The organism is Paraeggerthella sp. LCP19S3_G8 (assembly GCF_052119225.1).
Classification (GTDB): domain Bacteria; phylum Actinomycetota; class Coriobacteriia; order Coriobacteriales; family Eggerthellaceae; genus Paraeggerthella; species Paraeggerthella hominis.
Genome location: NZ_JBQKFQ010000006.1, coordinates 46,519 through 71,501, shown reverse-complemented (window position 1 = coordinate 71,501; position 24,983 = coordinate 46,519). Strand labels below are relative to the sequence as shown.

Genomic DNA, 24,983 nt, shown 5'->3' with positions numbered 1-24,983 from the left:
GGGGTCCTTACAGGGCCTTCTTCATCCAGATATGCTCGACGTGTTCGTCAAGTTCGACGGGCCCGTATTGCCGGTATCCCGAACGCTCGTAAAACGGCGTGACGCGGCACTGTGCGTGCAGGTGCATTTCCGTGGCTCCCGCCGCTTGGGCCAGTCGCTCGGATTCCGCTAAAAGGGCGGCTCCCAGCCCGCCTTTGCGCGCTTCGGGCAAGACGGCCAGGCGACCGAAGATCCAGCGGCCGGGTTCTTCGGGGCGCTCGAAATCGGGGAAGGTGCGCGCGCATCCAGCCAGTTCTTCGTCCACGTACAACGTGACATGGATGGTGCGGGGATCCTGATCGATGTCGTCGAACTCGTCCTGGAAGCCCTGCTCTTCCATGAACACGCGCGTGCGCACGATGCGCGCGTCGTCGAAGTTTCCTTGCTGGAACATCATGGCCATGCGGTTTCGTCCTCTCTCGCAACCGGGGGTGCCCGGGAATCTACAATGAGCGAACAATAGCATAAAAGCGCCCAACCGCAGAAGCTTTTTGCGAGGTCGTGTGTACGTTTTCTGCATAACGTCCTTTTTTGGGGCGTTCGTTCGCTCGACGCGTGCCCGCGCGCCGGAAAAAGGTGGTAGACTTGTCCAACATGTATTTACACGAGTCCCACAAAGAAAGATGCATACCATGCAAATTCGCGAACAACTTGAACAGCTGATCGACGCAGCCGTTGCGGCCGCGTGCGAGGACGGATCGCTCGAGCTCGAGGAGGCTCCCGCGGCGGCGCTGGAGCGCCCGCGCGACGAGAGCAACGGTGACTGGGCCTCCACCGTAGCCATGCGTTCCGCCAAGCAGGCTAAGAAGAACCCCCGCGAGATCGCTCAGATCATTGTCGACCATCTTCCGGAGAACGGCATTATCGCCTCCGCCGAGATCGCCGGCCCCGGCTTCATCAACTTCCGCCTGTCCTCCACCGTGCTTCAGGGCGTTGTTTCCCAGGTGCGCGAGGAGAAGGAAGGCTTCGGTCACGGGTTCATCCCCGAGGGTCAGCGCTACATTAACCTCGAGTACATCTCCGCCAACCCCACGGGTCCCATGCACGTGGGACATGGCCGTTGGGCTGCTTTGGGCGATGCCACGGCGCGCGTGATGCGCCATGCCGGCTACGATGTGTACGAGGAGTTCTACATCAACGACGCCGGCACGCAGATGGACAACTTCGGCGAATCTGTGGCCGTGCGCTATCAGCAGATCCTCGGTCGCGACGTCGAAATGCCTGAGGCTTGCTATGCCGGTTCCTACGTGAACGACATCGCGCAGGTCATCATCGACGAGGACGGCGACGTCTGGCTTGACGCCGATCCGCAGGAGCGCATGGAGAACTTCCGCGAGCGCGCTTACCAGATGATGCTCGCCGAGCAGCATCGCGTGACCGGTCGTTTCGGCACCACGTTCGATTGCTGGTTCTCGGAGCGCTCCCTGTACGTGAAGGACGAGTCGGGCGAAAGCGCCGTGGACCGCAGCCTGAAGGCCATGAGCGAGAAGGGCTACATCTACGAGCAGGACGGGGCCACGTGGTTCAAGTCGAGCGCGTTCGACGACGAGAAGGACCGCGTGCTGATCAAGGCGAACGGCGAGTACACGTACTTCATGAGCGACGTTGCCTACCACTACAACAAGCTTGAGCGCGGTTTCGACCACCTGATCAACATCTGGGGCGCCGACCATCATGGCTACATCGCCCGTTGCGAGGCCATGCTTGCCGCGTGGGGCCGTCCCGGCGCGCTCGAGATCATGCTTGGCCAGCTGGTGAACCTGTTCCGCGACGGCGAAGCCGTTCGTATGTCCAAGCGTACCGGCGAGATGATCACGTTCGAGGAGCTCATCGACGAGGTGGGCGTGGATGCGACGCGTTACCTGATGCTGTCGCGCTCTTCCGATCAGCCCATCGACTTCGACATCGAGGTGGCGAAGAAGAAGGACGCTTCCAACCCGGTGTACTACGTGCAGTACGCTCATGCGCGTATATGCTCCATCCTGCGCAAGGCCGCCGACGCCGCCGACGCGGCTGCCGCCGAGGCCGGCGAGCTTTCCATGGACGAGCTGGCGGCTAAGGTCGTGCCTGCGGGCGTGGACCTGTCCCCGTTGACGCACGAGTCCGAGTTGGCCCTTATGCGCAAGATGGACGATTTCGCCGACCTGGTGTCGCAGGCTGCGCGCGATCGCGCTGCGTTCCGCCTGACGCATTACGCTCAGGATCTGGCGGCGTTGTTCCATTCGTTCTACACCAATTGCCACATCATCGGTGAGGACGAGGCCGTTCAGAACGCGCGTCTGGCGCTTGCCGATGCGACTCGCATCGTTTTGGCGACCACGCTGGGTCTGCTGGGCGTGAGCGCTCCGGCCAAGATGTAGCGCTTCCTGCTCATACGGCACACGGAAAGGCCCGCAAGCTCGTCGCAGAGCTTGCGGGCCTTTTTATGCGGGGGGGGCGTTGCGGTGCGGAGCGAGGCTGCGAAAACCGTGCTTCGCGCGTTACACGTTGTCTTCGAGGTCGATCTGCATAAGGTACACGTTCTCGCGCAGGCGCTTCGCGGTGGCGCGGCACAGGTCGTCTTCCTCGTAGCGCGTTTGTATTTGCTCCAGCTCCAGGTGCAGTCCAAGTCGCTTGATGTCGACCGCGGCATCCGCCGTGCTGGTTATGGCCGTGATGGAGGGGGCTTTCGAGCGCAATGCGCTCAACGTGCGCTGGTACTCCAGGAGCAGAGACGATAGGTCCTCGGCGTTTTCCTCCGATACGCCGGGAGCCATTTCCCCTTGCAGCTTCTCGATGACGAATTCGCACGACCGTATCTGCAGATCGCGGATGGCCTGCGCGGTTTCGGTCAGATTCGCTCCGGGCATGCCCTGCACGAACCGATACCATCCGGACCTCAGCGCTGTGCGCATGCGCAGGGCGGCCCTTTGCGGCGACCAACGATCGGCGTGGTGGCGCAGAAGGTTCTCTATATGCGAGAGCCGGCTTAAGTACTGGTAGCCTACCAAAGGATACGTTTCCTCATGCTCGATGAGCTCGAAGACGAATTCCTGTTCCCAGCGCAGCGTTTTCAGGCGCAGCTCGAGGTTCGGCTCGTCGTCGATGTTGTGCTGCTCTTTGATGCGCGCAATGCGGTCGTTGTAAGAATGGATGACCATTTGCGTGGCAGCGCGGTTCTCGGGTGTTTGGCGAGCCGACAACTCCTCGATGACGTTGCGCAGGATCTCGAGGCTCACCTGCGTTTCGTCGCAGCGCTGATCTTCTTCGGTGGTCGGCTTGCGCGGAGCTAGCAGGGGAACCACGAACGTAGCCAGCAGAAGCGTGACCACGATGACGCCGCATGCCAGGAACATGATGAGCTGTTGCTGCGGGATGGCGCGCGGCAGCGTGAGGATGACGGCGAGCGTGATGGTTCCTTTTGGACCTGCCAGCGTCATGATGGCCGCCGATAGCATATCGGTTTTCGATAGCCTGCGCTGCTTCGCCGTGCCGTCTTCCTTGTTTTTGCCTTTGCGGCTTCGCGAGCGCTCCATGACGAGAATCCATACGAAGCGCACTGCGATGAGTATGAGCGTGATGCCCAGGACATAGGATATGAGCAAGCCGTTGTCGATGTACACGTTAGCCCAGGTCTGCTGCATGGCGCGGGGAAGCTGCGTGCCCAAGAGAACGAACACGATCCCGTTAAGGGTGAAGGACAGCACCTGCCAGACGCTGGCCGAAACGATGTTCATGCGCGATATCGAAGGCCCCAGCGTGCGGGGCGATATGACGTTCACCAGTCCTGCTGCGACCACTGCCAAAATGCCGCTCGCGCCCACCTGGTTGGCTACCAGGTACACGATGAAGGGCGTGAACACCTCGAACAGCACGTGGAACGTGGTGTTCTCCAGGCCCCAGGAGCGCACCTTGCGCACGATGAAGTTGCCCAGGTAGCCCAGCGCGATGCCGATGAAAATGCCTCCCAAAAAAGAGAACAGGAACTCGACGGTTGCGTTGACCAGGGAGAACGTGCCGGTAACGGCTGCGGCCAGCGCGAACTGGAAGGCAACGATGCCCGATGCGTCGTTGATGAGCGATTCCCCTTCCAGAATGCTCTTGGCGCGGGGCGAGATGTCGGTTTCCTTGGAAAGCGAGGCGACGGCAACGGCGTCGGTGGGGCCCAGGGCGGCGCCCAGGGCGAAAGCGGCGGCCAAGCTGATGGAAGGTACGACCCAGTTGACCGCAAAGCCGACCACCAGAGCCGTGACCACCACCAGTCCGATGGCGAGCGAGACGACGGGCCTTTTGTTGCGCCAGAGCGCCGCTTTGTCGACGCTTTTCGCTTCGTCGTAGAGCAGCGGGGCGATGAACAGAACTAGGAACAAGTCGGCTTCGTCGAACAGGATGTCGATCTGACCGCCTGCGACCACGGCGATGATCAGGCCTAGTCCAATTTGGATAAGAGGGGAGGATACCTTGGGGACAAGCTGGTCTATGATGGAGGATACGAGGACGGCTGCCAACATGAGTAGAGCGAACATGAGGGCTTCCACGTGGCGATCTCCTTGCGTTGTAGCGAACGGGTCGCCTTATTGTATCGGGATAAGGTCACCCTTATAGGCGCAACGGCGATGTTTCACGCGATTTCAACGGAAAGCTGGGAAGTCGGGTTTTGCGTCCTTCGCGCGCGCCCTAACGTGCGGCGGCGTCGGTGGCCAAGATGCTTGCCTTCACGTAGAGGGTGTAGGCGATGGCCGATGTTGTTGAAAGCACGAGGTCCCGTTCGAAGTCTCCCTTGTTCGCGCCGCTTGTGAGGCCTGCCGGGCTGGTGGGTTCGGCGGAGAACAGGGCTTCGAGCGCCGCTTCGAACGCGTCGCAATAGTAATCGTAGGCCACATGCGTGTCGAAGCTTGCGATCTGCATGCGAATGAGGCGGTCGATTTCGGCGATCGAGAACGTTTGCTTGAGCGTGCATATAACGATGAGGTACGCAACATGGGAGCGCGTGTACTTCTTGCCTGAAGCCGACGAGAGGACCCCCTGCTTCACGTAGTTGTTCACCATGGAACGCGTGATGATCTTCTCGTGTTCCTGGTAGAGCGGGGCGAGCGTTTCCTCGAGGTATCCGATGAGCTGGTCCATGTACAGGTCGATGCGGGGTATCTCCTGGTATCGCGGCAAGCGCAGGTTGACGAGTTTTTGCGCGTAGGGCGACATGCTGATGGATGAAGGGTTCATGGATTCCTTTCCACGGTATTCGTACGAATGAGAATAACAATCCGTACGGGGTCAGTCAATCTTCGTTGTTGCTTGACACGGTGCTATGCTCCTTATAATCTAGTAATGAAAACCATATCATAAAGCTATTGAAACTTTGAAAGAAGGACAGTATGAATGCAAGCCGTATAGCGCTCGTGGTGGATTCCTGCACCGACGTTCCTCCCGAGGATATCGACCGGTACGGCATGTACGTGGTCCCTTTGCAGGTGAACTACGAACACGAATCGTTTTTGGACAAGGTGACCATCACTCCTCAAGAGGTGTACGATCGCTTCTCTCGGGGAATCCCCACAACGTCTACGCCTACTCCCGCCGTTGCGCGAAACGTGCTCGAGCGCGTGGTGGCCGACGGGTACGATCGCGCGGTTATCGTGACCATTTCGAGCGGGCTTTCCGCTACGTACGAGTTGATGCGCTCGCTCTCGACGGGAATGCCGGAGCTTGATTGCTGCTTGGTCGACACGAAGAACATCGGGATGGGCGCGGGCCTGGTTGCTCTTGCAATTGCGCGAAGGCTGGCCGAGGGCGCGTCGTTCGAGGACATCAAGCGCGAAGGCGACCAGATAGCGAAGAATACGAGGGTGTACTTCTGCGTCGACACGCTTGAGTACCTGCGCAAGGGCGGCCGCATCGGCGAGGTGACCTACCGCGTGGGCAGCTTGCTCGACATGCGTCCCGTGATCAGCTGCAACGAAGCGGGCGTATACTATACCGTTACGAAGGCCAAGGGGCGTCGGCAGTCGCTCAAGAAGGCCATGCAGTGCGTCGAGGAGTTCGCTGCGAAGTTCCCTCGCAGCACGGTTGCCGTGGTGAACGGGGATGCGGCGGACGAGGCGGTCGAGGTGAAGGCCGAGCTTGCATCGCGGATGAGCGGCGTGCAGTTGTGGTACGAGGGGCAGATCAGCCCGGTTCTCGTGGTGCATACCGGTCCTGGCCTGATCGGCATAGGCGTGCAGGGGGAGTGCTAGGGGCGGGGTTGCTGTGTTCCGTGCCGCGCGTTGCGTCCAGCCTAGCGTCTCGCGCCGCGCGTCCCGTCTGCCCGGCGTCTCTCCCCATCGCGCCCGTTTTGCGCACGCGTTTCGCCCGTCGTGTCAAAACGATCGAGTTTTGCTGGTCCTCGAACCAGGATAATTCGAAGTGCCGTTCGTCTGACCTGGGAAAATAAAAATCACGTGCGGAACGAGCCCTCTTGGAAGGGTGAAAACCGCCGCAAAACTCGTCCGTTTTGACAGCGGCTTCCTGTTCTGCAGCGCTTACGTTGCGGAACCTGCTTTGGGTTCGGTAATCGGAAGCATGAGTTTCACGGTGAACCCGTGTGCAGGCTCGCTTTCCAGGGAAAGCGAGCCGCCGTGCGCTCGGACGATACGATCTGCCAGTGCAAGCCCCAAGCCGTGCTCTTCTCCGTACGATCCCGCCGCGCTTCGCGCCGTGCGCGAGCGTGCCAGGCGCGCTTCGAGGGCCGCCAGCTCGTCGCGCGTCACGCCCGCGCCGTCGTCGGCAATGCGGATGACGGCGCAGTTCGCCTCCCTGTTCAAAAGCGCGAGCGATACGCGTATGCGGCAGCCCGCTTCGTTGTGCAGCCGTGCGTTGGCCAGGGCGTTTTCCACCACGCGCGTCAGCAAGCGCTCGTCGCCGAGAACCGTCGCGTCGGCCGCGCGCTCATCGACGTGCAGGTCTACCGGGTGCGCGTCGTCGATCTGGGCGTTCATGTGCGCGGCGATGACGGTGCGCAGAAGCTTCGAAAGGCGTACGCGCTCCAGGTTGAGCGGTTGGGCGGCGTAGTCCAAAAGCGATGCGGTGTTGAGGTCGGTGACCAGGTCCTTGATCCTCAGACCCTGCGCGCGTATGATGCGTGCCCTCGCGCGCGCATCGTCCGGCGCTTCCTCGTCCTGCGCGATGCCGTCGGCATATCCCAGGATCATCGAAAGCGGCGTGCGGATGTCGTGCGACACGCCGCGTATCCAGTTCGCCCGCGCGGCGTCTTTTTGCTCGATGAGCGCCGACGTCTCGGTGATCTGCCGTCCGATTCCCTGCAGGTCGCCCTTGAGGTCCACCTGGGCCGATTTCCCTTCTGACAGCTTGTCGAGCGCGTCTGCTATGGGGCCGACGGCGTTTTGGGTTCGCCGGCGGGACAGGGCGTACAGCAAGAACAGGATGCCGACGTCCACTGCGAATATGGTCAGGATGTACAGCGGAAGGTTGCGCATCGTCGAAGCGGGATAGGTGAGCGACATCGTCCAGAACTCGCCCTTCGGCAGGCCTACGATCAACAGGCCGTCGATTCGATCCCAGAAGAACGCGGGGTAGTCGGCGATGGCCGCGTAGTGCGATGCTATCGCGATGTCGTTCAGGGAGTACGAGCGGGGAACGTCCGCGGGCAGGTTCTGGGACCAGATCGTCGTACCGCTTTCGTCGACGAGCAGGCCCCAAGCGCCTTTGCTCGCCAACTGCAGCGACGCCTCTTCTTCAAGCGAGAACGTGCCATCGTCCGTGCGCGCAAGCTGCTCGTCCACCGTGCGCACGAGCGATGCCGGCGATCCGGTGTTGAAGTTGGCGTTCGATTCTTGAAAGGCGATGACGATGTACAGTGCCAGGTCGACCACGATTACAAGCAGCGCGCAGGCTACGAAGAGAAGCAGCTGCTTCGTGAAGAATCGCGCGAACCCCTCGGGGCGCGGGCGTCGGCGTTCGTGTTTCGAGGCAGCCATGCTCAGCGTTTCACCAGCTTGTACCCAAGGCCGCGCACCGTCACCAGCGAAGCGGGCGCGGACGGGTCCGCTTCGATCTTCTCGCGCAGTCGGCGAATGTGGGCCATGAGCGAGTTGTCGTAGCCGAAGGACGTTCCCCAGCATGCTTCGCAGAGCGCGTCGATGGTGATGATGCGGCCGGCGTTGCGCGCAAGCACGCTCAGGATCTCGTGCTCTTTGGCGGTGAGCTGGACGGTCGTTCCGTCGGCTCGCTCGACTTCGGCCGTCGTGAGGTTCACGCGACTTGCCGCAAGCTCGAGCACCGGGCTTTCCGCGGCATAGCATCGACGCAGCAGGGCTGCGATGCGCAGGACCAGCTCCTGGGGAAGAAACGGCTTCGTGACGTAGTCGTCGGCCCCCAGCGACAGGCCGTTCACGCGGTCGAAGGGCTCGTCTTTGGCCGAAAGGAACAGCGCGGGCGTGGATGCGTGGGCGGGGCGCTCCCGAATGCGCGCAAGCAGGTCAAACCCGTTCATGCCCGGCATCATGATGTCGAGGACGAACAGCTGGCAGGCGGTGTCGGGCGACGTTGCGCGCGCGTCGATGATGCGCAGCGCCTCGCTTGCGCAATGAGCCGTTTCCACGGCGCGGAATCCCGCCCTGTGCAAGATGGCGGCAACCATGCTGGCCAATTCCTGCTCGTCGTCGACAAGCAGGATCCGCTTGTCGTGCAGGGCGTCTCCTGCGATTCCGAATTCGTGGGCAAAGCTCACGGCGGCTCCTTCCTCTTCTTGCCCAGTATCCCATAAACCCTTCGAGACGGGACGGTTTCCTTCGCTCTTGTAAGGCAGTCGCAAGGCAATGCAAGGAACCTGCAAGGAGCGGGAAGGGAGGGCGTAAGGCGGGGCGGGTATCGTGGTTTTCGCTCATGAACGCATTGAAAATCGAAGGAGTGGAAAGCCATGCCAGCAGAACACGCTGCATTTCAACCGACGCCTCTCGTGGTCGAGGTCCGCAACGCGAGCAAACGTTACGGCGGTCAGAAAGGAGAACGTTCGGACGCCAATGTCACGCAGGCGCTCGACCGCGTTAGCTTCGCCGTGTCACGCGGCGAGTTCGTGGGCATCATGGGGCCGAGCGGCTCGGGCAAGTCCACGCTGCTGAACTGCGTGGCCACCATTGATGCCCCTACCAGCGGTCACATCGTGGTGAACGGGCGCGACGTGGGATCGCTGCACGGCGGGGAGCTCGCTCGGTTTCGCCGCAACGACCTGGGTTTCATCTTCCAGGATTCCAACTTGCTGGATACGCTGACCGCGTTCGAGAACATCGCTTTGGCTTTGACGATCCAGAAGGCGCCTGCGCGGCAGATCGAGGCCCGCGTGCGACAGGCGGCTGCCGTGCTCGGCGTTGACGACGTGCTTGCCAAGTATCCCTACCAGCTGTCCGGCGGCCAGAAGCAGCGCGTGGCGGCGGCGCGCGCCACCGTGGGCGACCCCAGCTTGATTCTGGCCGACGAGCCTACGGGGTCGCTCGATTCGAAGTCGGCTCGGCAGCTTCTGGAGTCGCTTGAGCGCTTGAACCGATCAGGGTCGACCATTCTGATGGTTACACACGACTCCCTTTCGGCAAGCTACTGCTCGCGCATCGTGCTCATCAAGGACGGATCGTTGTTCGGCGAGCTGCATCGGAAGGGATCCACGCGCGCCGCGTTTTACCGCAGCATCGTGGACGTCGTCGCCTCCATGGGCGGCGATGGGCAGCATTTCGATTCCGCAGACGAGGAGGCTTCCCATGTTGGTTAAGCTTGCCCTGGGAAACGTGCGCAAGTCGGTTCGCGATTTCGGGGTGTACTTCCTTACCGTGCTGCTGGGCGTGGCCGTGTTTTACGCGTTCAACTCGATGTCGGCCCAGCGCGGGGTGCTGGCGTTCTCGGAATCCGGGGATGCGATGTTCGAACTTCTGGGCATGGTTATTTCAGGGGCGTCGGTGCTGGTCGCGTTCGTTCTGGTGTTTCTGGTGGTGTACGCGAACCGGTTTCTCATCAAGCGTCGCAAACGGGAATTCGGCTTGTACCTGGCGCTGGGCATGAGCACGTCGGACGTGGTGGGGATCGTGCTTTTGGAGTCGTTTGCCGCGGGCGCGGCGTCCCTTGCGGCCGGCCTTGCCCTGGGCGTGGCGATCTCACAGCTTTTGCTACAGCTCACGTCGCTTATGTTCCAAGCCGATGTGGCCGGCTCCGCAGGGTTTTCCTTCGTGTTCTCCGTCGACGCCTTCATTCAGGCTATTGCGGTGTTCGGGGCTGTTTTCGTTCTTGCGGCGCTGCTGAACGCGCGCTCGGTGTCGCGTACGCGGCTTGTCGACCTTATGAAGGCGGAAAGCGTGCACGAGGAGATGAAGCTGCGCAGCCTGCCGCTGTCGCTTGCGCTGTTCACGGTGTCGCTCGTCATTATCGGGATATCGTACAAGCTGTTGATCGAAAACGGTCTGCTGGAGCCGTCCCCTGAATTCGCGGCGGCCGCGGTCCTGGTGTGCGTGGGCACCGTGCTGTTCTTCTACGCGTTGGCAGGATTCCTGCTGAAGCTCGTGCAGATGATCCGCCCGCTGTACTTGCGGGGGCTCAACATGTTCGCGCTGCGCCAGCTGGGAGCCAAGGTCAACACGACGTTCGCTTCGCTTTCCGTCGTGTGCCTGGTGCTGTTCTTGGCTATCACCAGCGTGTGCGGCGGCGTGGGCATACGCAACGCCGTGGAGGACGGCCTGGCGAAGGGCACGGCGTACAGTGCCAGCGCCGTGAGCGTCTTCGGTTCGTATCGCGCCGATACCGGCTACGTGGCCGATGCGGCGATCGAGCCGTACGCGCAGTACGCGGCAGCGAAGGGCTTCGATATGGCGGCGGGCCTGCGCGCCAGCGCGAAGGCGCTGGGCGCGGGGGACTTGGACGCTCTTGTTCAGGGGACGGCGCAGGTCGACCAATGCGTGGACCCGTCCGATGCGACCACCGTGGCCGACGTGGAGCGGGCGAGCGGCTTGTCGCTCAAGGATACAGCCGGCGCGTCGATCAATGCCCAGTACGGGATGTTTCCCGTATACGTGAGCAAGCTTTCCCAGGTAAACGAGGCTCTAACGCTGGCCGGAAAGGCGCCGCTGCAACTGGGGCCGGGGGAGTGCGCCCTCGTGAGCGATTCCAGCATCACGGCCGAGTTCTACCGGGGCGTCGTCGAGCGCGGAACGGACGTTCCCGTGGGCGACCGACTGCTTCGTGCGGCGGTGTTTTCGGGGGAATCCCTCATGACCACTTCGTTTCCCATGAACACGGGGACCGTCGTCGTGAACGACGATGAGGTTCCGGCGCAGGCCGTGATCGTTCAAACGCTGCTGAACATGCAGTGCGCAACCGACGAGGACGAGCAGGGTCTCAAAGCCTTGCTGGCCGCCGTGCCGCAGACGGACAACGCCGATACGTGGCCTTTGTCGCTGTCGCTCACACGGTCCGAGGTTGTCGACCAAAGCGTCAGCCTGTCCGCCGTGGTGGCCTTCCTTGCCATCTACTTGGGATTCGTGCTCGTTGTCGCGTGCGCCGCCATTCTGGCCATCCAGCAGCTTTCCGAGGCCTCCGACAACGCGCGCCGCTACGGTTTGTGCATCAAGTTGGGAGCTTCTTCGAAGATGGTCGACGGGGCGCTGCTCGTGCAGGTGCTCGTGTACTTCTTGTTCCCGCTGCTGCTGGCGGTGGCTCATTCGGCATGCGCGCTCGTCGTGGTGTCGGACGTGGTGGCGGTGTTCGGGCATTTGGACATCGGCGCGATGGCGCTTACGTGCGCCGGTGCATTCTTGGTCGTCTACGGCGCGTACTTCGTTGTGACGTATCTGGGCGCGCGTCGTTTGATCCGGGAATAGCGGAAGCGCCGTGCGCGGAATTCTTTCTGCGCACGGCGCTGGTTTGCGTCCCTTGCGAAGGCGGGGAAGAGGGCATGAAAAAAGCCCCTGATCGGGGCTTATCATTCAAATGGTGGACCGTGTAGGATTCGAACCTACGACCTTGGGATTAAGAGTCCCCTGCTCTACCAACTAAGCTAACGGTCCTTATTGCGTCTTGCCTTTCTTGCGAAGCGGTTTGCTATTTTAGAGCATTCCGATCGACCGTGCAAGACCTTTTTTCAAAAACTTGCGCTGGGGTGGATGATGGGACTCGAACCCACGACCTCCAGAGCCACAATCTGGCGTTCTAGCCGACTGAACTACACCCACCAAGGCGCAAGGAGGAAGTATACGGATTTCTTTCCATGAATGCAAGAGGAATATGGACAAATTGTATCTGGATATTCGTAATTTACTTCTGATGTGCGGTTTTAGAGTACTATGAGCGCAACATCGAACGCCAAGACGGCATGCATACGCGAATGAGCCGTTGCTGCACGGCGTTGCGGAAGGGGCATCGAGCCCGTTCCTTACCATCAAGGAGTACTTATGGATATAAAGCCATCGTCTGAAAAACGATTCGCATTGCTCATCGATGCCGACAACGTATCGGCGAAGTACATCAAGCCCATCACCGACGAACTGTCCAAATACGGCACCGTCACCTACAAGCGCATCTACGGCGATTGGACGCTCACCCTTCATTCGAAATGGAAGGACGCGCTTCTGGAAAACTCGATCACGCCCATTCAGCAGTTCGGGTACACGCAAGGGAAGAACGCCACGGACTCGGCCATGATCATCGACGCGATGGACATCCTGTACACGCGCTCGGTGGAGGGGTTCTGCATCGTGTCGAGCGACAGCGACTTCACGCGCCTGGCCAGCCGCATCCGCGAGAGCGGGCTGACGGTGATCGGCATGGGGGAGAAGAAAACCCCCACGGCTTTTCGCAAGGCGTGCGACATCTTCACCACGCTCGAGCTTTTGCTGGGGGATTCGAACGGCAAGGGCGGCAAGGGCAAAGGCCATCGCGACCAGGGCAATTCTCAAGGCGGGCAGAATACGGGCCCCTCGATTGAGGAGATCGAGCAGGCCGTGGTCAACATCATCACCGACAACCAGAACAACGGGAAGTCGACCGGCGTGGGCGAGGTGGGAAGCCGTCTGCTCAAGCGCTACCCCGACTTCGACGTGCGCAGTTACGGCACCAACCAGCTGACGAAGCTCCTCGGCGAGTTCGGCAGCGTTCAGATCATCAAAGACGGCAGCTCGGTTGCCATCGAGCTGACGGAGGCCAAGGAAGCTTCGAAGCCTGCGGAGAAGGAGGGGACGAGCGAGCCGGCTCGCAAGTCGTCCCGATCGGCGGGCAAGCCCGCGCATAAGCCCGCCCCGGCCGATCGCGAGAAGGAATCCGAAACCGCCTTGGCCTCCGAAGCCGCGGGCAAGCCGGAAGCCGAAACCGCGAGCGAGCCTGCCGCCAAGCCCGCTCGACGCTCCCTGCGCCGTCGCCGGGGTGCCGAAGGCGCCCAGCCTAAGGAGGCGTCGGGCCAGCCTTCCTCGAGCGACGAGGCTCCTGTTTCCACGGATGAGGCGGTGCCTGCGCCGGAGAGCGCTCCCGCAGCCGAGAGTGCGCCTGAAGCGGCTGCTGCGGCTGACGCCGAAACCTCGGATGCTTCTGCGGACCGGCCCGAGCAGGGCGCGCGCAAGCCCGTGCGCCGCGGAAGGCGCGGGGGCGCCAAACGCTCGCGACCGGCCGGCGACGACGCGACCGAGAAGCGGCCTTCGCAGCAGGTCGCAAACGAGGACGCCGCGTCGCAGCAGCCCGCTGCGACGGCGGATACCGATCAGGTTGCATCGAGCGCTTCCGCGTCGCGCCCTGCGTCCAATCCCGATCGGTTCGTTCGCCAGCTTGTCCGCGACGCCGGCGTTGAGGGGGTGGCGGTGTCCGAGCTGTCCAAGCGCGTTCGCGCCAAGTACCGCGATTTCAAGGTGCGGGACTTGGGCTATTCGCAGTTCCGGTCCTACGTCGCCGATCTGGACGACATCGAGATCGAGAAGAACGGCAAGGACTTCTTCGCGCGTCTGGCCGAGTAGGCGCGCGAGATCGGGGCGGCTTCCTCGGGCGTCCTTCTTGAATCCGGCTGAAAGCAGAAGGCCCCGCCTCCCAATTGAACGGGGAGGCGGGGCCTTCGTGGTTGCGCGGTGCAGTCGAAACGGGCGCTAGGCCATTTCGTTTTCGCTGAACTCATCGGCGCCGAAGGTGATCTCCTTGCCCTGCTTGCGCCACTGACGGTACTCGGCGGTGGCGGTGAACAGCACGTCGGAGGAGGAGTTGAGCGCGGTCTCGCAGGAGTCCTGCACCACGCCGATGATGAAGCCGATGCCCACGACCTGCATGGCAATGTCGTTGCTGATGCCGAACAGCGAGCATGCCAGCGGGATGAGCAGCAGCGATCCGCCGGCAACGCCCGAGGCGCCGCATGCGGAAACGGCGGACAGCACGCTCAGGATAACGGCGGTGGGCAGGTCGATGGAGATGCCCATGGTGTGAGCCGCCATCATGGCCATGACCGAGATGGTCACGGCAGCGCCCGCCATGTTGATGGTGGCGCCCAGGGGAATGGACACCGAATAGTTGTCCTTGTCCAGGCCGAGCTTGCGGCACAGCTCCATGTTGACCGGGATGTTCGCGGCCGAGCTGCGGGTGAAGAACGCCGTGAGGCCGCTGTCCTTCAGGCAGCGGAACACCAGCGGGTAGGGGTTCTGGCGGATGCCCCAGAACGCCATGAGGGGGTTCGTGACCAAGGCGATGAACAGCATGCAGCCCACCAGGACAAGCAGCAGCTGGCCGTACTCGGTGAAGATCTCCAGGCCGTTCGCGCTCACGGAGGTGTACACCAGGCCCAGGATGCCGAAGGGCGCAAGCGAGATGATCCAGCGCACAACCTGCGACACGGCGTCGGATATGCTGGTGAACACGTCTTTGGTGCCCTGGGTTGCCGCACGCAGCGCGATGCCCAGCAGCACGGCCCAGGTGAGGATGCCGATGTAGTTCGCGTTGATGAGCGCGTCAACCGGGTTGGACACGATGTTCGTGACAAGGGTTCCCAGCACTTCGCCCACGCCGGTGGGCGAGCTCTGGTCGACCGTAGGGGCCGAAAGCGTCAGCTCGACGGGGAACAGGAAGCTTGCGATCACGGCCACGAGCGCGGCGATGAACGTGCCGACCACGTACAGCACCACGACCGTTTTCATGGATCCGGCCGCTTTCGCGTTTGCGAGTGCGCTGATTACCAAGAAGAACACGAGGATGGGGGCAACGGCTTTCAAGGCGGATACGAACAGCGTGCCCAAGATCTCGAACACCTCGATGCCCGGCGCGAACACGCCGAGCGCGGCGCCGATGACAAGGCCTACCAAGATGCGTTTGATCAGGCTTATGGAGTTCCACGCCCGCCCGATCTTCTTAATCGTTTCCATCGTGAACGGATTCCTTTCCCCGGCGAACGGCTCAGCGCAACGCAGTCGCTCGCGTCCTATGTATGCACTTGGGGGGAGGGTGCCCAGGGCAGCCTCCCCCCAAGTGGTGCGGGCGAAAGGACTTGAACCTTCACGAGTTTCCCCACCAGAACCTAAATCTGGCGCGTCTGCCAATTCCGCCACGCCCGCACGACGTTGCGCGTGCAAGAACGCACGCCGAACATAATAGCAAAAAAGCGCACCGATGGAACCAGGGACTGCGGGGATGTTTTACGCGAGGAATCGTCCTAGGAGAAATCCAGTGATCACGCACAGCGCGGCGAAAAGGGCGGACAGGCCGATAAGCCGGGATTCCCGTTTGTGAGCGCGCTGCTTCTCCACCTCTTCTTGGTGCTTGGCGGGGAAGTAGGAGTAGCCGTCGGAGGTGATGCACACCACGGCGCCGCGACGCTCGTCGGTTTTGCGGGCCAGCGCGCCGCGCTCGAGAAGCTCCACTTGCAGATCGTCGTCGGGGCGGTAGGGGAACGCGCAGCGGTACACGAGGTCGCCGTTGACGGTGCACGTCGAGCGTTCGTAGTCGATCAGGCGCTCGAGCTCGCGTTCTTGCAAAAGGTTGAGATCGATGGTGGGCATGGGACCTCCGCTGCTGCGTTTAAGATTCGTTTCCCGATCATGATACCGTGACCCGTTCGGCAATGATAGCGTGAAACGCAACCGTAACCTTCGCCGGTCTTGACTGCCGGTCGAGGACGGCCGCAAGCGCTTTTCCCGCGAAACTGCGGCCGGCGCCGCCGTGCGCCGCGCCGCTTCATGCGCTTGCCCGCAAGCTTCGCAGGCGAATCTTGCGGACGCGTTGCGAACGGACGGTAGGTAGGTTCTTCGTGAACCTGTTTCAAGCGCTCTTCCTCAACGGCTCCATATATGCGATAATTCCGTCTCGGTGTGCTCGGTACGCGGTTTCGATCGATGAACGGCCGGTCGAGGGCGCCAGGGCAAGCACGCCGAAAGCCGCATAGGCGACATAAGAATGATGGAGGATAGTTACGTGGAAACAAAAGTTGAGGCATTGCAGGATAACCGCACGAAAGTGACCGTTACCGTTGATGCTAAGGATGTCGACGCCCGCATCAAGAAGACCTACAAGGACTTCGCCAACAAGTACAATTTCCCCGGATTCCGCAAGGGCAAGGCCCCGCGTCCGGTTATCGACAACGCTCTGGGCAAGGAAGCCGTCCGCGCGACGGTGACCGACGACGTGGTCAACGGTTCCTATCCTCTCGCCATCGACGATTGCGATCTGTACCCCATCGCCAAGCCTGAGTTCGAGGACACGGACCTGGTGGAGAGCGGCAAGGACTACACGTTCTCCTTCACGATCGCCGTCAAGCCCGAGTTCGAGCTGTCCGGCTACGAGCCGGTTGCCATCGAGCTTCCTGCCGAAGGCGTGACCGAGCAGGAGATCGACGATCAGGTCGAGGCTCTGTGCGAGCACTACTACACGTACGAGGATGCTGCCGCCGCCACGAAGGTGAAGGAAGACAGCTACATCGACCTGGCCATGAAGGCCACCGACGACAAGGGCGAGGACATTCCCTCCCTCACCACGGAGAACCGTCCCTACGGTCTGGGCGCGGGCCTGTTCCCGGCTGAGTTCGACGAGCAGCTGGTGGGCCTGAAGAAGGGTCAGACCGCAACGTTCACGCTCGACATGCCGGCCGACGCCCCCATCATGCTGTCCGCGCTGCAGGGCAAGACCGAGAAGATCAACTTCGAGGTCGAGGTCAAGGTCGTCAAGAAGAAGATCATGCCGGAAGTGAACGACGAGTGGGTCAAGGAGACGCTGGGCTTCGAGGGCGTGGAGGATCTGCGCACCCGCATCGCCGAGACCGTGACGCAGCAGAAGGCCGACCTCATGCCGCGCCTGAAGGAGAACGCATGCCTCAACGCGATCTCCGAGCGCCTCGAGGGCGAGGTTCCCGCAGGCATGGTCGAAGAGAACGAAGCAAGCCTGATCCAGGACTTCTTCCAGCAGATGCAGGCGCAGGGCATGACCTTCGACGTGTACCTTATGCAGCAGGGCCTTACGCCCGACCAGTTCAAGGCCGACGTGAAGCAGCAGGCTTCCGACATGGCCAAGCAGGATCTGGCGCTTGACGCATGGGCTCGCCATGCCGGCATGAGCGTTTCCGACGAGGAAGTTACCGACGAGTTCGTGAAGAGCGGCGTGGAGAACCCCGAGGCCCTGCAGGCCGAATGGCGCGCGAACGGCCAGCTGCACATGGTGCGCCAGGGCGTTCTGCGCACGAAGGCCGTCAAGGACCTTATGGACACCGCCGTGGTGACCGAGCTCGACCTGTCCAAGAAGGACGAGGGCAAGAAGCCGGCCAAGAAGGCTGCCGCCAAGAAGAAGGCTGCGCCGAAGAAGGCCGCCGAAAAGAAGGAAGAGGCCGTCGAGGTCAAGGCTGACGACGCCGAATAACATCGCACGTGCCTCGGCCCGTCCGTATTGCGCGCTTTTTGCGTGCACATCGGGCGGGCCGAGGTGACGATACGGTACCCTAGCCTTGCACCACGATACGGCACGTGCATACAGCACTATCTGCAAGCAGGGCCGCCGAGCGGCCGTAAGAGATAAGCGAGGCATACGCAATGAGCATCATCACCCCTAAATCAGCGCTGATTCCCTACGTCATCGAGCAGTCGCCGCGCGGCGAGCGCAGCTACGACATCTACTCTCGCCTGCTCAACGAGCGCATCATCTTTTTGGGAGAGGCCATCGACGACAACGTGGCGAACTCCGTGGTTGCGCAGCTGCTGCATCTTGAGAGCGCCGATCCCGACAAGGACATCTCCTTGTACATCAACTCTCCCGGTGGTTCCGTGACGGCTGGCCTGGCCATTCTGGACACGATGGACTTCATCAAGTGCGATGTGTCCACCATCTGCCTGGGCGAGTGCGCTTCCATGGGCGCCGTGCTGCTGTCCAACGGCGCGAAGGGCAAGCGTCTGTGCCTGCCGAACTCCATGGTGCTCATCCACCAGCCGTCCGGTGGCGCGCAGGGCCAGCAGACCGAGATCGCCATCGTTGCGGACTTCATGCTGAAAACCCGCAACCGCCTGAACAAGATCTTGGCGGACAACACGGGCCAAACGCTCGAAACCATCCAGAAGGACACGGAGCGCGACAACTACATGACGGCGGAAGAGGCGGTTGCATACGGTCTGGTCGACCGCATCACCACGTCGCGCGCCGCGGTTCCCGGCTCCAACGAGTAGAGAAGCGAACAGGATACATGAACGACAGACGCGACGACGAATTCGACGGTCGGAGTCCCGAAGACATTGCATGCGCCTTCTGCGGCAAACGCCCGCACCAGGTGGCTGCGATGATCTCGGGCCCGAACGGCATTTACATTTGCGATGAGTGCATTTCCGTGTGCGCCGACGCCATGATGCGCGACTTGGGCTTGACGGTTCCCGGCTTCGAGGCCGAGGGATCGGAGCCGGCGTCCCGAGCGGCGTCGGGACGCCATGCCCGCGTAGGCGCGCCGGGCGAGCCCGTCGCGGCTGAGCCCGCGCCCGAGGACGTGCTGGCCGACCTGCCGACCCCGCATCAGCTGTACGCCGAGCTTTCGGAGCATGTGGTGGGACAGGAGCAGGCGAAGCGCGCCTTGTCCGTGGCGGTGTACAACCACTACAAGCGCATCAGCCTGGGCGCCGACGCCGAAGACGGCGATGTCGAGCTTGCAAAGAGCAACATCATGCTTCTGGGCCCCACCGGCTCGGGTAAGACGCTGTTGGCGCAGACGCTGGCCCGCACGCTGCGGGTGCCGTTCGCCATCGCGGACGCCACTACGCTGACCGAGGCCGGCTACGTGGGCGAGGATGTTGAGAACATCCTGCTCAAGCTCATCACCTCGGCGGACTTCGACATTCCGCGCGCCGAGATCGGCATCATCTACATCGACGAGATCGACAAGGTGGCGCGCAAGGCCGAGAACCTGTCCATCACGCGCGACGTGTCGGGCGAGGGCGTGCAGCAGGCGCTGTTGAAGATCGTGGAGGGCACGGAGGCGAGCGTTCCGCCGCAGGGCGGCCGCAAGCATCCTCAGCAGGAGCTCATCCACATCGACACCACGAACATCCTGTTCATCCTGGGCGGCGCGTTCGTCGGCCTGGCCGACATCATCGCCGAGCGCGTGGGCAAGAAGGGCCTGGGCTTCAACGCCGAGCTGCCCGAGAGCAAGAAGAAGGCCGAAGCCGAGCTTTTGGCTCAGGTGCTGCCCGAAGACCTGAACAAGTACGGCATGATCCCCGAGTTCGTGGGACGCATTCCGGTGGTCACGTCGCTTTCGGAGCTTTCCGAGGAAGATCTCGTGCGCATTCTGACCGAGCCGAAGAACGCTCTGGTGAAGCAGTACACGAAGATGTTCGATTTCGAGGAGTCGGAGCTGACGTTCGAGCCCGAGGCCCTGCGCGCTATTGCGCACGAGGCCGTCGAGCACGGCACGGGCGCGCGCGGCTTGCGTTCGATCTGCGAGCGCGTGCTGCAGGACGTGATGTACGATCTTCCCGAGCAGGACGGGCTTTCCCGCGTGACCATCCAGGCCACGGACATTACAGGGGAGACGAAGCCCCAGATCGAGGCGGTCGAGGACGCGGAGCAGCTGCAGAGCGCTTAGCGCCGGACGGTATAGGTAGGTACGAGCGGGCGGATCGCGAATGGGCGGCGCGCCCGCTTTCGGTTTGAGAGACGCGAGGATGAGGGAGCCGACATGGCTGATAACGGAAAGAAGATCGACTACGATTTCGCCGCGCACGAGCGCCCGCTGTTCGAGGCGTGGAAAGATGCCGGCTACTTTCAGCGCGGCGAAGGCTTCGGCGCCAAGAAGGGCCAGCCGTACACCATCGTGATTCCGCCGCCGAACATCACGGGCGTGCTGCACATGGGCCATGCGCTGAACGATACCATCCAGGACACCTGCATTCGCCGCGCGCGCATGCAGGGACGGCCCACGCGTTGGATCCTGGGAACCGACCATGCGGGCATCTCCACGCAGACCAAGGTGGACAAGAAGCTTGCCGACCAGGGCATCAGCCGTTTGGAGATCGGGCGCGAGGCGTTCATCGAAGCGTGCTACGACTGGTACAAAGAGTACGGCACCACCATTGTGAACCAGGTCAAGGGCATGGGCTGCTCGTGCGATTACGACGACGAGCACTTCACGCTGGAGCCGGGCTACGTGAAGGCCGTGCGCAAGCTGTTCGTGGATTGGTACAACGACGACTTGATCTACAAGGGCAAGCGCATCGTGAACTGGTGCCCGCACTGCACCACGGCCATCGCCGACGACGAGGCCGAGTACGTGGACGAAGCGGGTCATCTGTGGTACCTGCGCTATCCTTTGACGCAGCCTGAAGGCGATCTGGAGTACCTGGTGGTGGCCACGTCCCGCCCCGAGACCATGCTGGGCGACACCGGCGTTGCGGTGAATCCGAAGGACGAGCGCTTCGCCCATCTGGTGGGCAAGACGGTGACGCTGCCGCTCGTGGGTCGCGAGATTCCCATCTTCGCCGACTGGCACGTGGACATGGAGTTCGGCACGGGCTGCGTGAAGACTACGCCTTCGCACGACCCGAACGACTGGGCCATGGGCGAGCGCAACGGTCTTGAGCGCATCAACATCTTCGACGAGACGGCTCACGTGGTTGAAGGCTACGGCCAGTTCAGCGGCATGGATCGCGACGAGGCTCGCGAGGCTATCGTGGCCGCGTTCGAGGATCTGGGCCTGCTTGAGAAGGTGGAGGACCACGACCATTCCGTCATGACCTGCTACCGCTGCCACACGAAGCTGGAGCCGTGGGAGTCCGAGCAGTGGTTCGTGGCCGTCGACGGCCTCAAGAAAGACGCGGCGCGCGTGGTGGAGGACGGTTCCATCCAGTTCCATCCCGAACGCTGGAAGCAAGTGTACTTGGATTGGCTGGCCAACCTCAAGGACTGGTGCATTTCGCGTCAGCTGTGGTGGGGCCACCGCATTCCCATGTTCTACTGCGACGCGTGCGGCTGGGAAGGCGCATCGGTCGAGGACGTGGACGTATGCCCCGTGTGCGGCGCGCCTGTGCGTCAGGACGAGGACGTGCTGGACACGTGGTTCAGCTCGCAGCTGTGGCCCTTCGCCACGATGGGCTGGACCGAAGAGGGCATGGACGCTCCGGAGATGAAGGCTGCGTACCCGACGCAGGTGCTGTCCACGGCGCGCGACATCATGGGCTTGTGGGTGGCGCGCATGGTGATGGCCTCGATGTACTGCTGCGACGAGATTCCGTTCGAGCACGTCATCATCCATCCGACCGTCATGGCCGCCGACGGCAAGCCTATGTCGAAGAGCCGCGGCAACGGCGTGGATCCGCTGCGCCTGATGGAGGATTACGGTGCTGACGGCATGCGCTTCGGCCTGCTTATGCAGGTGACGGGTGCTCAGGACCTCAAGTTCAACGAGGCGAAGCTGGAAAGCAGCCGCAACTTTGCGAACAAGATCCGCAACGCCGCCCGCTTCGTGCAGATGAACCTGGACGATTACGTACCCGGTGCTCCCGATCCCGTGACGCCGGTCGACCGCTGGATATTCTCGCGTTTGGCCGGTTTGGTGGCGCGTCTCGACAAGGCGTACGGCGCTTTCGAGTTCGGCGAGATCACGCGCGAGCTGTACTCGTTTTTCTGGAACGAGTTCTGCGACTGGTACATCGAGTTCTCGAAGGCGCGCCTGAACGGATCGCCCGAGGATCGCGCGGCCTGCCAGCGCAACTTGGTGTTCGTGCTTGACCAGGCGCTGCGTCTGCTGCATCCTATCATGCCGTTCGTGACCGAGGAGATTTACCAGCAGCTGCCAATCGATCGGAGCGAGGCTCCGTACCTTATCGGCGCAGCTTGGCCCGATGCGGAGGCGCTTGCGCAGTACATGGACGCCGACGCCGAGCGCGCCATCCAGATGGTGACGGAAACGGTTTCGGCCATTCGCTCCACGCGCGCCCGCTACGGCATTTCTCCGAAGACCGAGCTTGCCGTGGTCGTGAAGGCGGGGGAGGCCGACGTGGCTTTGCTGGAGGCTCAGCGCGGTTTGATCGAGGGCATGGGCACCACCGCTTCGCTGGAAATCGCAGCCGATGCGAGCAAGCCGGCTGAGTCGAGCGTGACGCTGGCGCCGGGCCTTGAGGTGTACATCGTGTTGTCGGGTCTGGTGGACTTCGGCGCCGAGCGCGAGCGTCTGGAGAAGGAGCGAGCCAAGCTGGCTGCCGATGCCGCCAAGCTGGACAAGAAGCTGTCGAATCCGGGCTTCTTGGCGAAGGCCGCTCCTGAGATCGTGGAGAAGGACCGTGCCAAGCATGCCGAGATGACCGACAAGCTGGCTCGCGTGGAGGCGCAGCTGGCCGAGCTGGGATAAGCGTTCTCGGTGTAAGCTCGATATTGTGCAATTGGGCCGCCCTGCTTGTGCAGGGCGGCTTTTTTGGCGATGAGGCCTCGCGTGTTTTGGACGATGTTGCCCGAACCGTGCATTGATGGCATTGACGGCGGTGCGGGCATCGTGGATTCGCCTGTTCGATGCTTGAGTTTACGGTTAGCTTTCACGTATACTACATGGCGAGCCGCAGGGAGCTGCTAACTCCCCACGGCTCTCGAATCGCTTCGGCGGTTTGGTTTTTTCTTAGGGCTCCCTATCCTTTCGGACTGGGAGCTTCTCTATTATTACCGCGACGAGCGCGATAACGCTGGAGATCAGCTCGACGCCTGGTGATCCGTCCTTCCATGATATCGGCTCGGCCTAGCGCGGATCCAACGCGCATCCAGCGACCGCAGCCGGATTCGCTCCGTGCCCAGGGCGTTGTCATCCCGATTGCAAACTTCACGTTGGATCAAGTCCATTGACGGTGGCGGAACTTGTTTTAACGTGCTGCTTTGTAAGCCTGTCGTTTTCCTAGATACTCTGCCTGGATTTCTGGCGTATGCGGCGTTGCGCTTCGCCTACCTGTTCATGGGCAGGGCGATCGTGCGAAGCGTTGTCGTGCGGCTCAGATCCGTCTTGCTCAAGCGCGGTTCGCGATCTTCTCTCCATACATCTCCTCTAGCGACATGAAGACGGCGTCCCGGTTTGCCTTCAGGACGGCCTTTGAAACCGGGTGCTTTGCGAACACGTAGAGGTTGTCGGCGACGTATCCTTTCACGAGCGTCCGCTTGCCGTGCAGATCGTTCACTACGTCGGAGGCGTTGAACTCCTCACGGTACTTGCATTCTCCGATGAGCAGCGTCTTGCCAATCCTATCCGCTGCCAACACGTCGATGTCGGTTTGCGACTTGGTGGCAGGGTTCGCTCCCCACCAAGATCCAATCGTCGTCGCCGGGATGGGCAGCTTCCCCTCCTGGGCTTGCATCACGAGCCATTCCAGGCACAGGCGCTCGAATCGGCGTCCCAGGTATTCGTTTAGCTGGGCATCGGGCAAGGTTGCCGCGATGACTTTGCCCAAACCGCTTTCGATGTCCGACGCATAGGGCATGACGAAACGGAACCAGAAGTCGTAGCAGGCATCCCTCATGCGGTAGATGCCGCGCTTGCTGGTGTCCGGGTTCTCGCCGAAGGGCACGGCGCGCTCGATAATGCCCAGGTTCGTCAGCGTTTTGAGATAACGGGGCAAGCTGGTAGGCGCGATGCCGGTTCTGTCGGCGATCTCGTTCTGCTTGTTCGCGCCGCCGGCGATGGCGCGCAGTATGGAGTTGTAGAGCGCAGGCTCCGACAACTCCTGCCTTAGAAGGCCCATGGGCTCGTCGTACAGAAAGCCCGAGGGGTCGAAGTAAAGCCTCGTCAGGTTCTCTCGAAAGCCAAGCGCGACGTCTATCTGGGATAGGTAGTACGGCACGCCGCCGAAACATCCGTAGTAGCGGAACGCCTCCTGCTCATCCAAGCCCGGCAGCATTTTCCCGGCATCCAGGTATCCGAGGGGCTCGATGCGCATCTGGGCGGTGCGCCTGCCGTAAAGGGGGCTGTTGCGCCCCAGCACCTTGCTTTCCATGAAGCCTTGGTTGCTGCCGCATAGGATCATGAACATCCCGGTGCTCGCAAGTTTATGGTCGATGGCGATTTGCAGCGTCGACGGCAGTGCCCCGTTTCTCTGCGCGGCGTAAGGGAACTCGTCGAATACGAAGACGAAGGGTTCTTCGGCGGCGCGTTCCGCCAGGAAGTCGAAAGCGTCCGCCCAGGATGGGAAAGTACCGGAAACGCCTGGCAGGTGGAAGAATTCCTGGATCTTCCTCGTGAAGTCGGCGAGGTTGTTCCGGTCGCTTTGCTCGAGGGCTGTGAAATAAAGCGTGCGCTTGCCTTTGGCGAATTCGGTAGTCAAGGTTGTTTTGCCTACGCGTCGGCGACCGTAGAGCACCACCATTTGGAATCCGCCTTTGGCGTATAGCTCCCCAAGCTTGCTCATTTCGTTTTCGCGTCCGACGAACATGATGCCTCCAATAATATGCATTGATGAATTATGCACCCGTGCATTATTTTATAACATATAGCTTCGAAGGGAGTGGGCCACGCGAGGTCGCCATGGGATCGACACGCTATC

At 61.8% G+C, this 24,983-nt stretch carries 17 protein-coding genes and 3 tRNA genes; 9 read left to right on the top strand and 11 right to left on the bottom strand.

Going from position 1 to position 24,983, the window contains the following annotated elements; translation table 11 throughout:
* Positions 1-7: 7 nt before the first annotated feature.
* A complete protein-coding gene (locus tag ACTQZK_RS08255; protein WP_114567984.1) occupies positions 8-442 on the bottom strand; it encodes a GNAT family N-acetyltransferase in 435 nt (144 codons plus the stop codon).
* A 229-nt stretch (positions 443-671) separates the two neighbouring features.
* On the opposite strand from ACTQZK_RS08255, the gene argS reads away from it, so the two are divergent.
* Positions 672-2,399 (top strand): arginine--tRNA ligase, encoded by a 1,728-nt coding sequence (gene argS, locus ACTQZK_RS08250; protein ID WP_114567983.1) that lies wholly within the window; start codon positions 672-674, stop codon positions 2,397-2,399.
* A gap of 120 nt (positions 2,400-2,519) precedes the next feature.
* On the opposite strand, the gene ACTQZK_RS08245 is transcribed toward argS, so the two are convergent.
* Complete coding sequence (locus ACTQZK_RS08245; RefSeq protein WP_114567982.1) at positions 2,520-4,556, bottom strand: cation:proton antiporter; 2,037 nt, start codon at positions 4,554-4,556, stop codon at positions 2,520-2,522.
* Positions 4,557-4,695: 139 nt separating this feature from the next.
* Entirely contained in the window at positions 4,696-5,241 is a 546-nt protein-coding gene (locus ACTQZK_RS08240) for a DUF1836 domain-containing protein (RefSeq protein ID WP_114567981.1), read from the bottom strand.
* Positions 5,242-5,393: 152 nt separating this feature from the next.
* Here ACTQZK_RS08240 and ACTQZK_RS08235 point away from each other — a divergent pair, with 152 nt between their 5' ends.
* On the top strand, positions 5,394-6,251 hold the full coding sequence (locus ACTQZK_RS08235; protein ID WP_441899276.1) for a DegV family protein: 858 nt from the start codon (positions 5,394-5,396) through the stop codon (positions 6,249-6,251).
* 285 nt (positions 6,252-6,536) lie between these two features.
* Here the strand turns inward: ACTQZK_RS08235 and ACTQZK_RS08230 are convergent, their stop codons facing one another.
* Both ACTQZK_RS08230 and ACTQZK_RS08225 read right to left on the bottom strand, forming a co-directional pair.
* A complete protein-coding gene (locus tag ACTQZK_RS08230) occupies positions 6,537-7,991 on the bottom strand; it encodes a sensor histidine kinase (protein WP_441899274.1) in 1,455 nt (484 codons plus the stop codon).
* Positions 7,992-7,993: 2 nt separating this feature from the next.
* Positions 7,994-8,743 (bottom strand): response regulator transcription factor, encoded by a 750-nt coding sequence (locus ACTQZK_RS08225; protein WP_225748956.1) that lies wholly within the window; start codon positions 8,741-8,743, stop codon positions 7,994-7,996.
* A 189-nt stretch (positions 8,744-8,932) separates the two neighbouring features.
* Here ACTQZK_RS08225 and ACTQZK_RS08220 point away from each other — a divergent pair, with 189 nt between their 5' ends.
* Both ACTQZK_RS08220 and ACTQZK_RS08215 read left to right on the top strand, forming a co-directional pair.
* Entirely contained in the window at positions 8,933-9,775 is an 843-nt protein-coding gene (locus tag ACTQZK_RS08220; protein ID WP_441899272.1) for an ABC transporter ATP-binding protein, read from the top strand.
* The gene (locus tag ACTQZK_RS08215) at positions 9,765-11,870 is read left to right on the top strand and encodes an FtsX-like permease family protein (protein WP_441899270.1); all 2,106 of its coding nucleotides are present in this window, start codon (positions 9,765-9,767) and stop codon (positions 11,868-11,870) included. The genes ACTQZK_RS08220 and ACTQZK_RS08215 overlap by 11 nt, the downstream gene beginning before the upstream one ends.
* Before the next feature lie 110 nt (positions 11,871-11,980).
* Here the strand turns inward: ACTQZK_RS08215 and ACTQZK_RS08210 are convergent.
* Positions 11,981-12,056, bottom strand: a tRNA-Lys gene (locus ACTQZK_RS08210).
* A gap of 88 nt (positions 12,057-12,144) precedes the next feature.
* Positions 12,145-12,221: transfer RNA gene (locus ACTQZK_RS08205), tRNA-His, on the bottom strand.
* 219 nt (positions 12,222-12,440) lie between these two features.
* On the opposite strand from ACTQZK_RS08205, the gene ACTQZK_RS08200 reads away from it, so the two are divergent.
* Positions 12,441-13,988: an NYN domain-containing protein gene (locus ACTQZK_RS08200; RefSeq protein WP_441899268.1), complete on the top strand. Its 1,548-nt coding sequence runs from the start codon at positions 12,441-12,443 to the stop codon at positions 13,986-13,988.
* A 126-nt stretch (positions 13,989-14,114) separates the two neighbouring features.
* On the opposite strand, the gene sstT is transcribed toward ACTQZK_RS08200, so the two are convergent.
* The 3 genes from sstT to ACTQZK_RS08185 form a co-directional block, all read right to left on the bottom strand.
* Positions 14,115-15,374: a serine/threonine transporter SstT gene (gene sstT, locus ACTQZK_RS08195; protein WP_114567974.1), complete on the bottom strand. Its 1,260-nt coding sequence runs from the start codon at positions 15,372-15,374 to the stop codon at positions 14,115-14,117.
* Between the two features lie 104 nt (positions 15,375-15,478).
* Positions 15,479-15,563, bottom strand: a tRNA-Leu gene (locus ACTQZK_RS08190).
* Between the two features lie 81 nt (positions 15,564-15,644).
* Positions 15,645-16,007, bottom strand: coding sequence for a hypothetical protein (locus tag ACTQZK_RS08185; RefSeq protein WP_114567973.1), 363 nt, complete (start codon positions 16,005-16,007; stop codon positions 15,645-15,647).
* A gap of 412 nt (positions 16,008-16,419) precedes the next feature.
* Here ACTQZK_RS08185 and tig point away from each other — a divergent pair, with 412 nt between their 5' ends.
* From tig to ACTQZK_RS08165, 4 genes are all read left to right on the top strand, one after another.
* Entirely contained in the window at positions 16,420-17,853 is a 1,434-nt protein-coding gene (gene tig, locus ACTQZK_RS08180) for a trigger factor (RefSeq protein WP_225748960.1), read from the top strand.
* A 170-nt stretch (positions 17,854-18,023) separates the two neighbouring features.
* On the top strand, positions 18,024-18,650 hold the full coding sequence (locus ACTQZK_RS08175) for an ATP-dependent Clp protease proteolytic subunit (protein WP_114567971.1): 627 nt from the start codon (positions 18,024-18,026) through the stop codon (positions 18,648-18,650).
* Between the two features lie 17 nt (positions 18,651-18,667).
* Positions 18,668-20,056 carry an ATP-dependent Clp protease ATP-binding subunit ClpX gene (gene clpX, locus ACTQZK_RS08170; RefSeq protein ID WP_441899265.1) on the top strand — a complete coding sequence of 463 codons (1,389 nt, stop codon included), beginning with the start codon at positions 18,668-18,670 and terminating at the stop codon, positions 20,054-20,056.
* A 93-nt stretch (positions 20,057-20,149) separates the two neighbouring features.
* A complete protein-coding gene (locus ACTQZK_RS08165; RefSeq protein WP_441899263.1) occupies positions 20,150-22,816 on the top strand; it encodes a valine--tRNA ligase in 2,667 nt (888 codons plus the stop codon).
* Between the two features lie 640 nt (positions 22,817-23,456).
* On the opposite strand, the gene ACTQZK_RS08160 is transcribed toward ACTQZK_RS08165, so the two are convergent.
* Positions 23,457-24,872, bottom strand: a complete 1,416-nt coding sequence (locus ACTQZK_RS08160; protein WP_441899261.1) for an ATP-binding protein — start codon at positions 24,870-24,872, stop codon at positions 23,457-23,459.
* Positions 24,873-24,983: the final 111 nt, after the last annotated feature.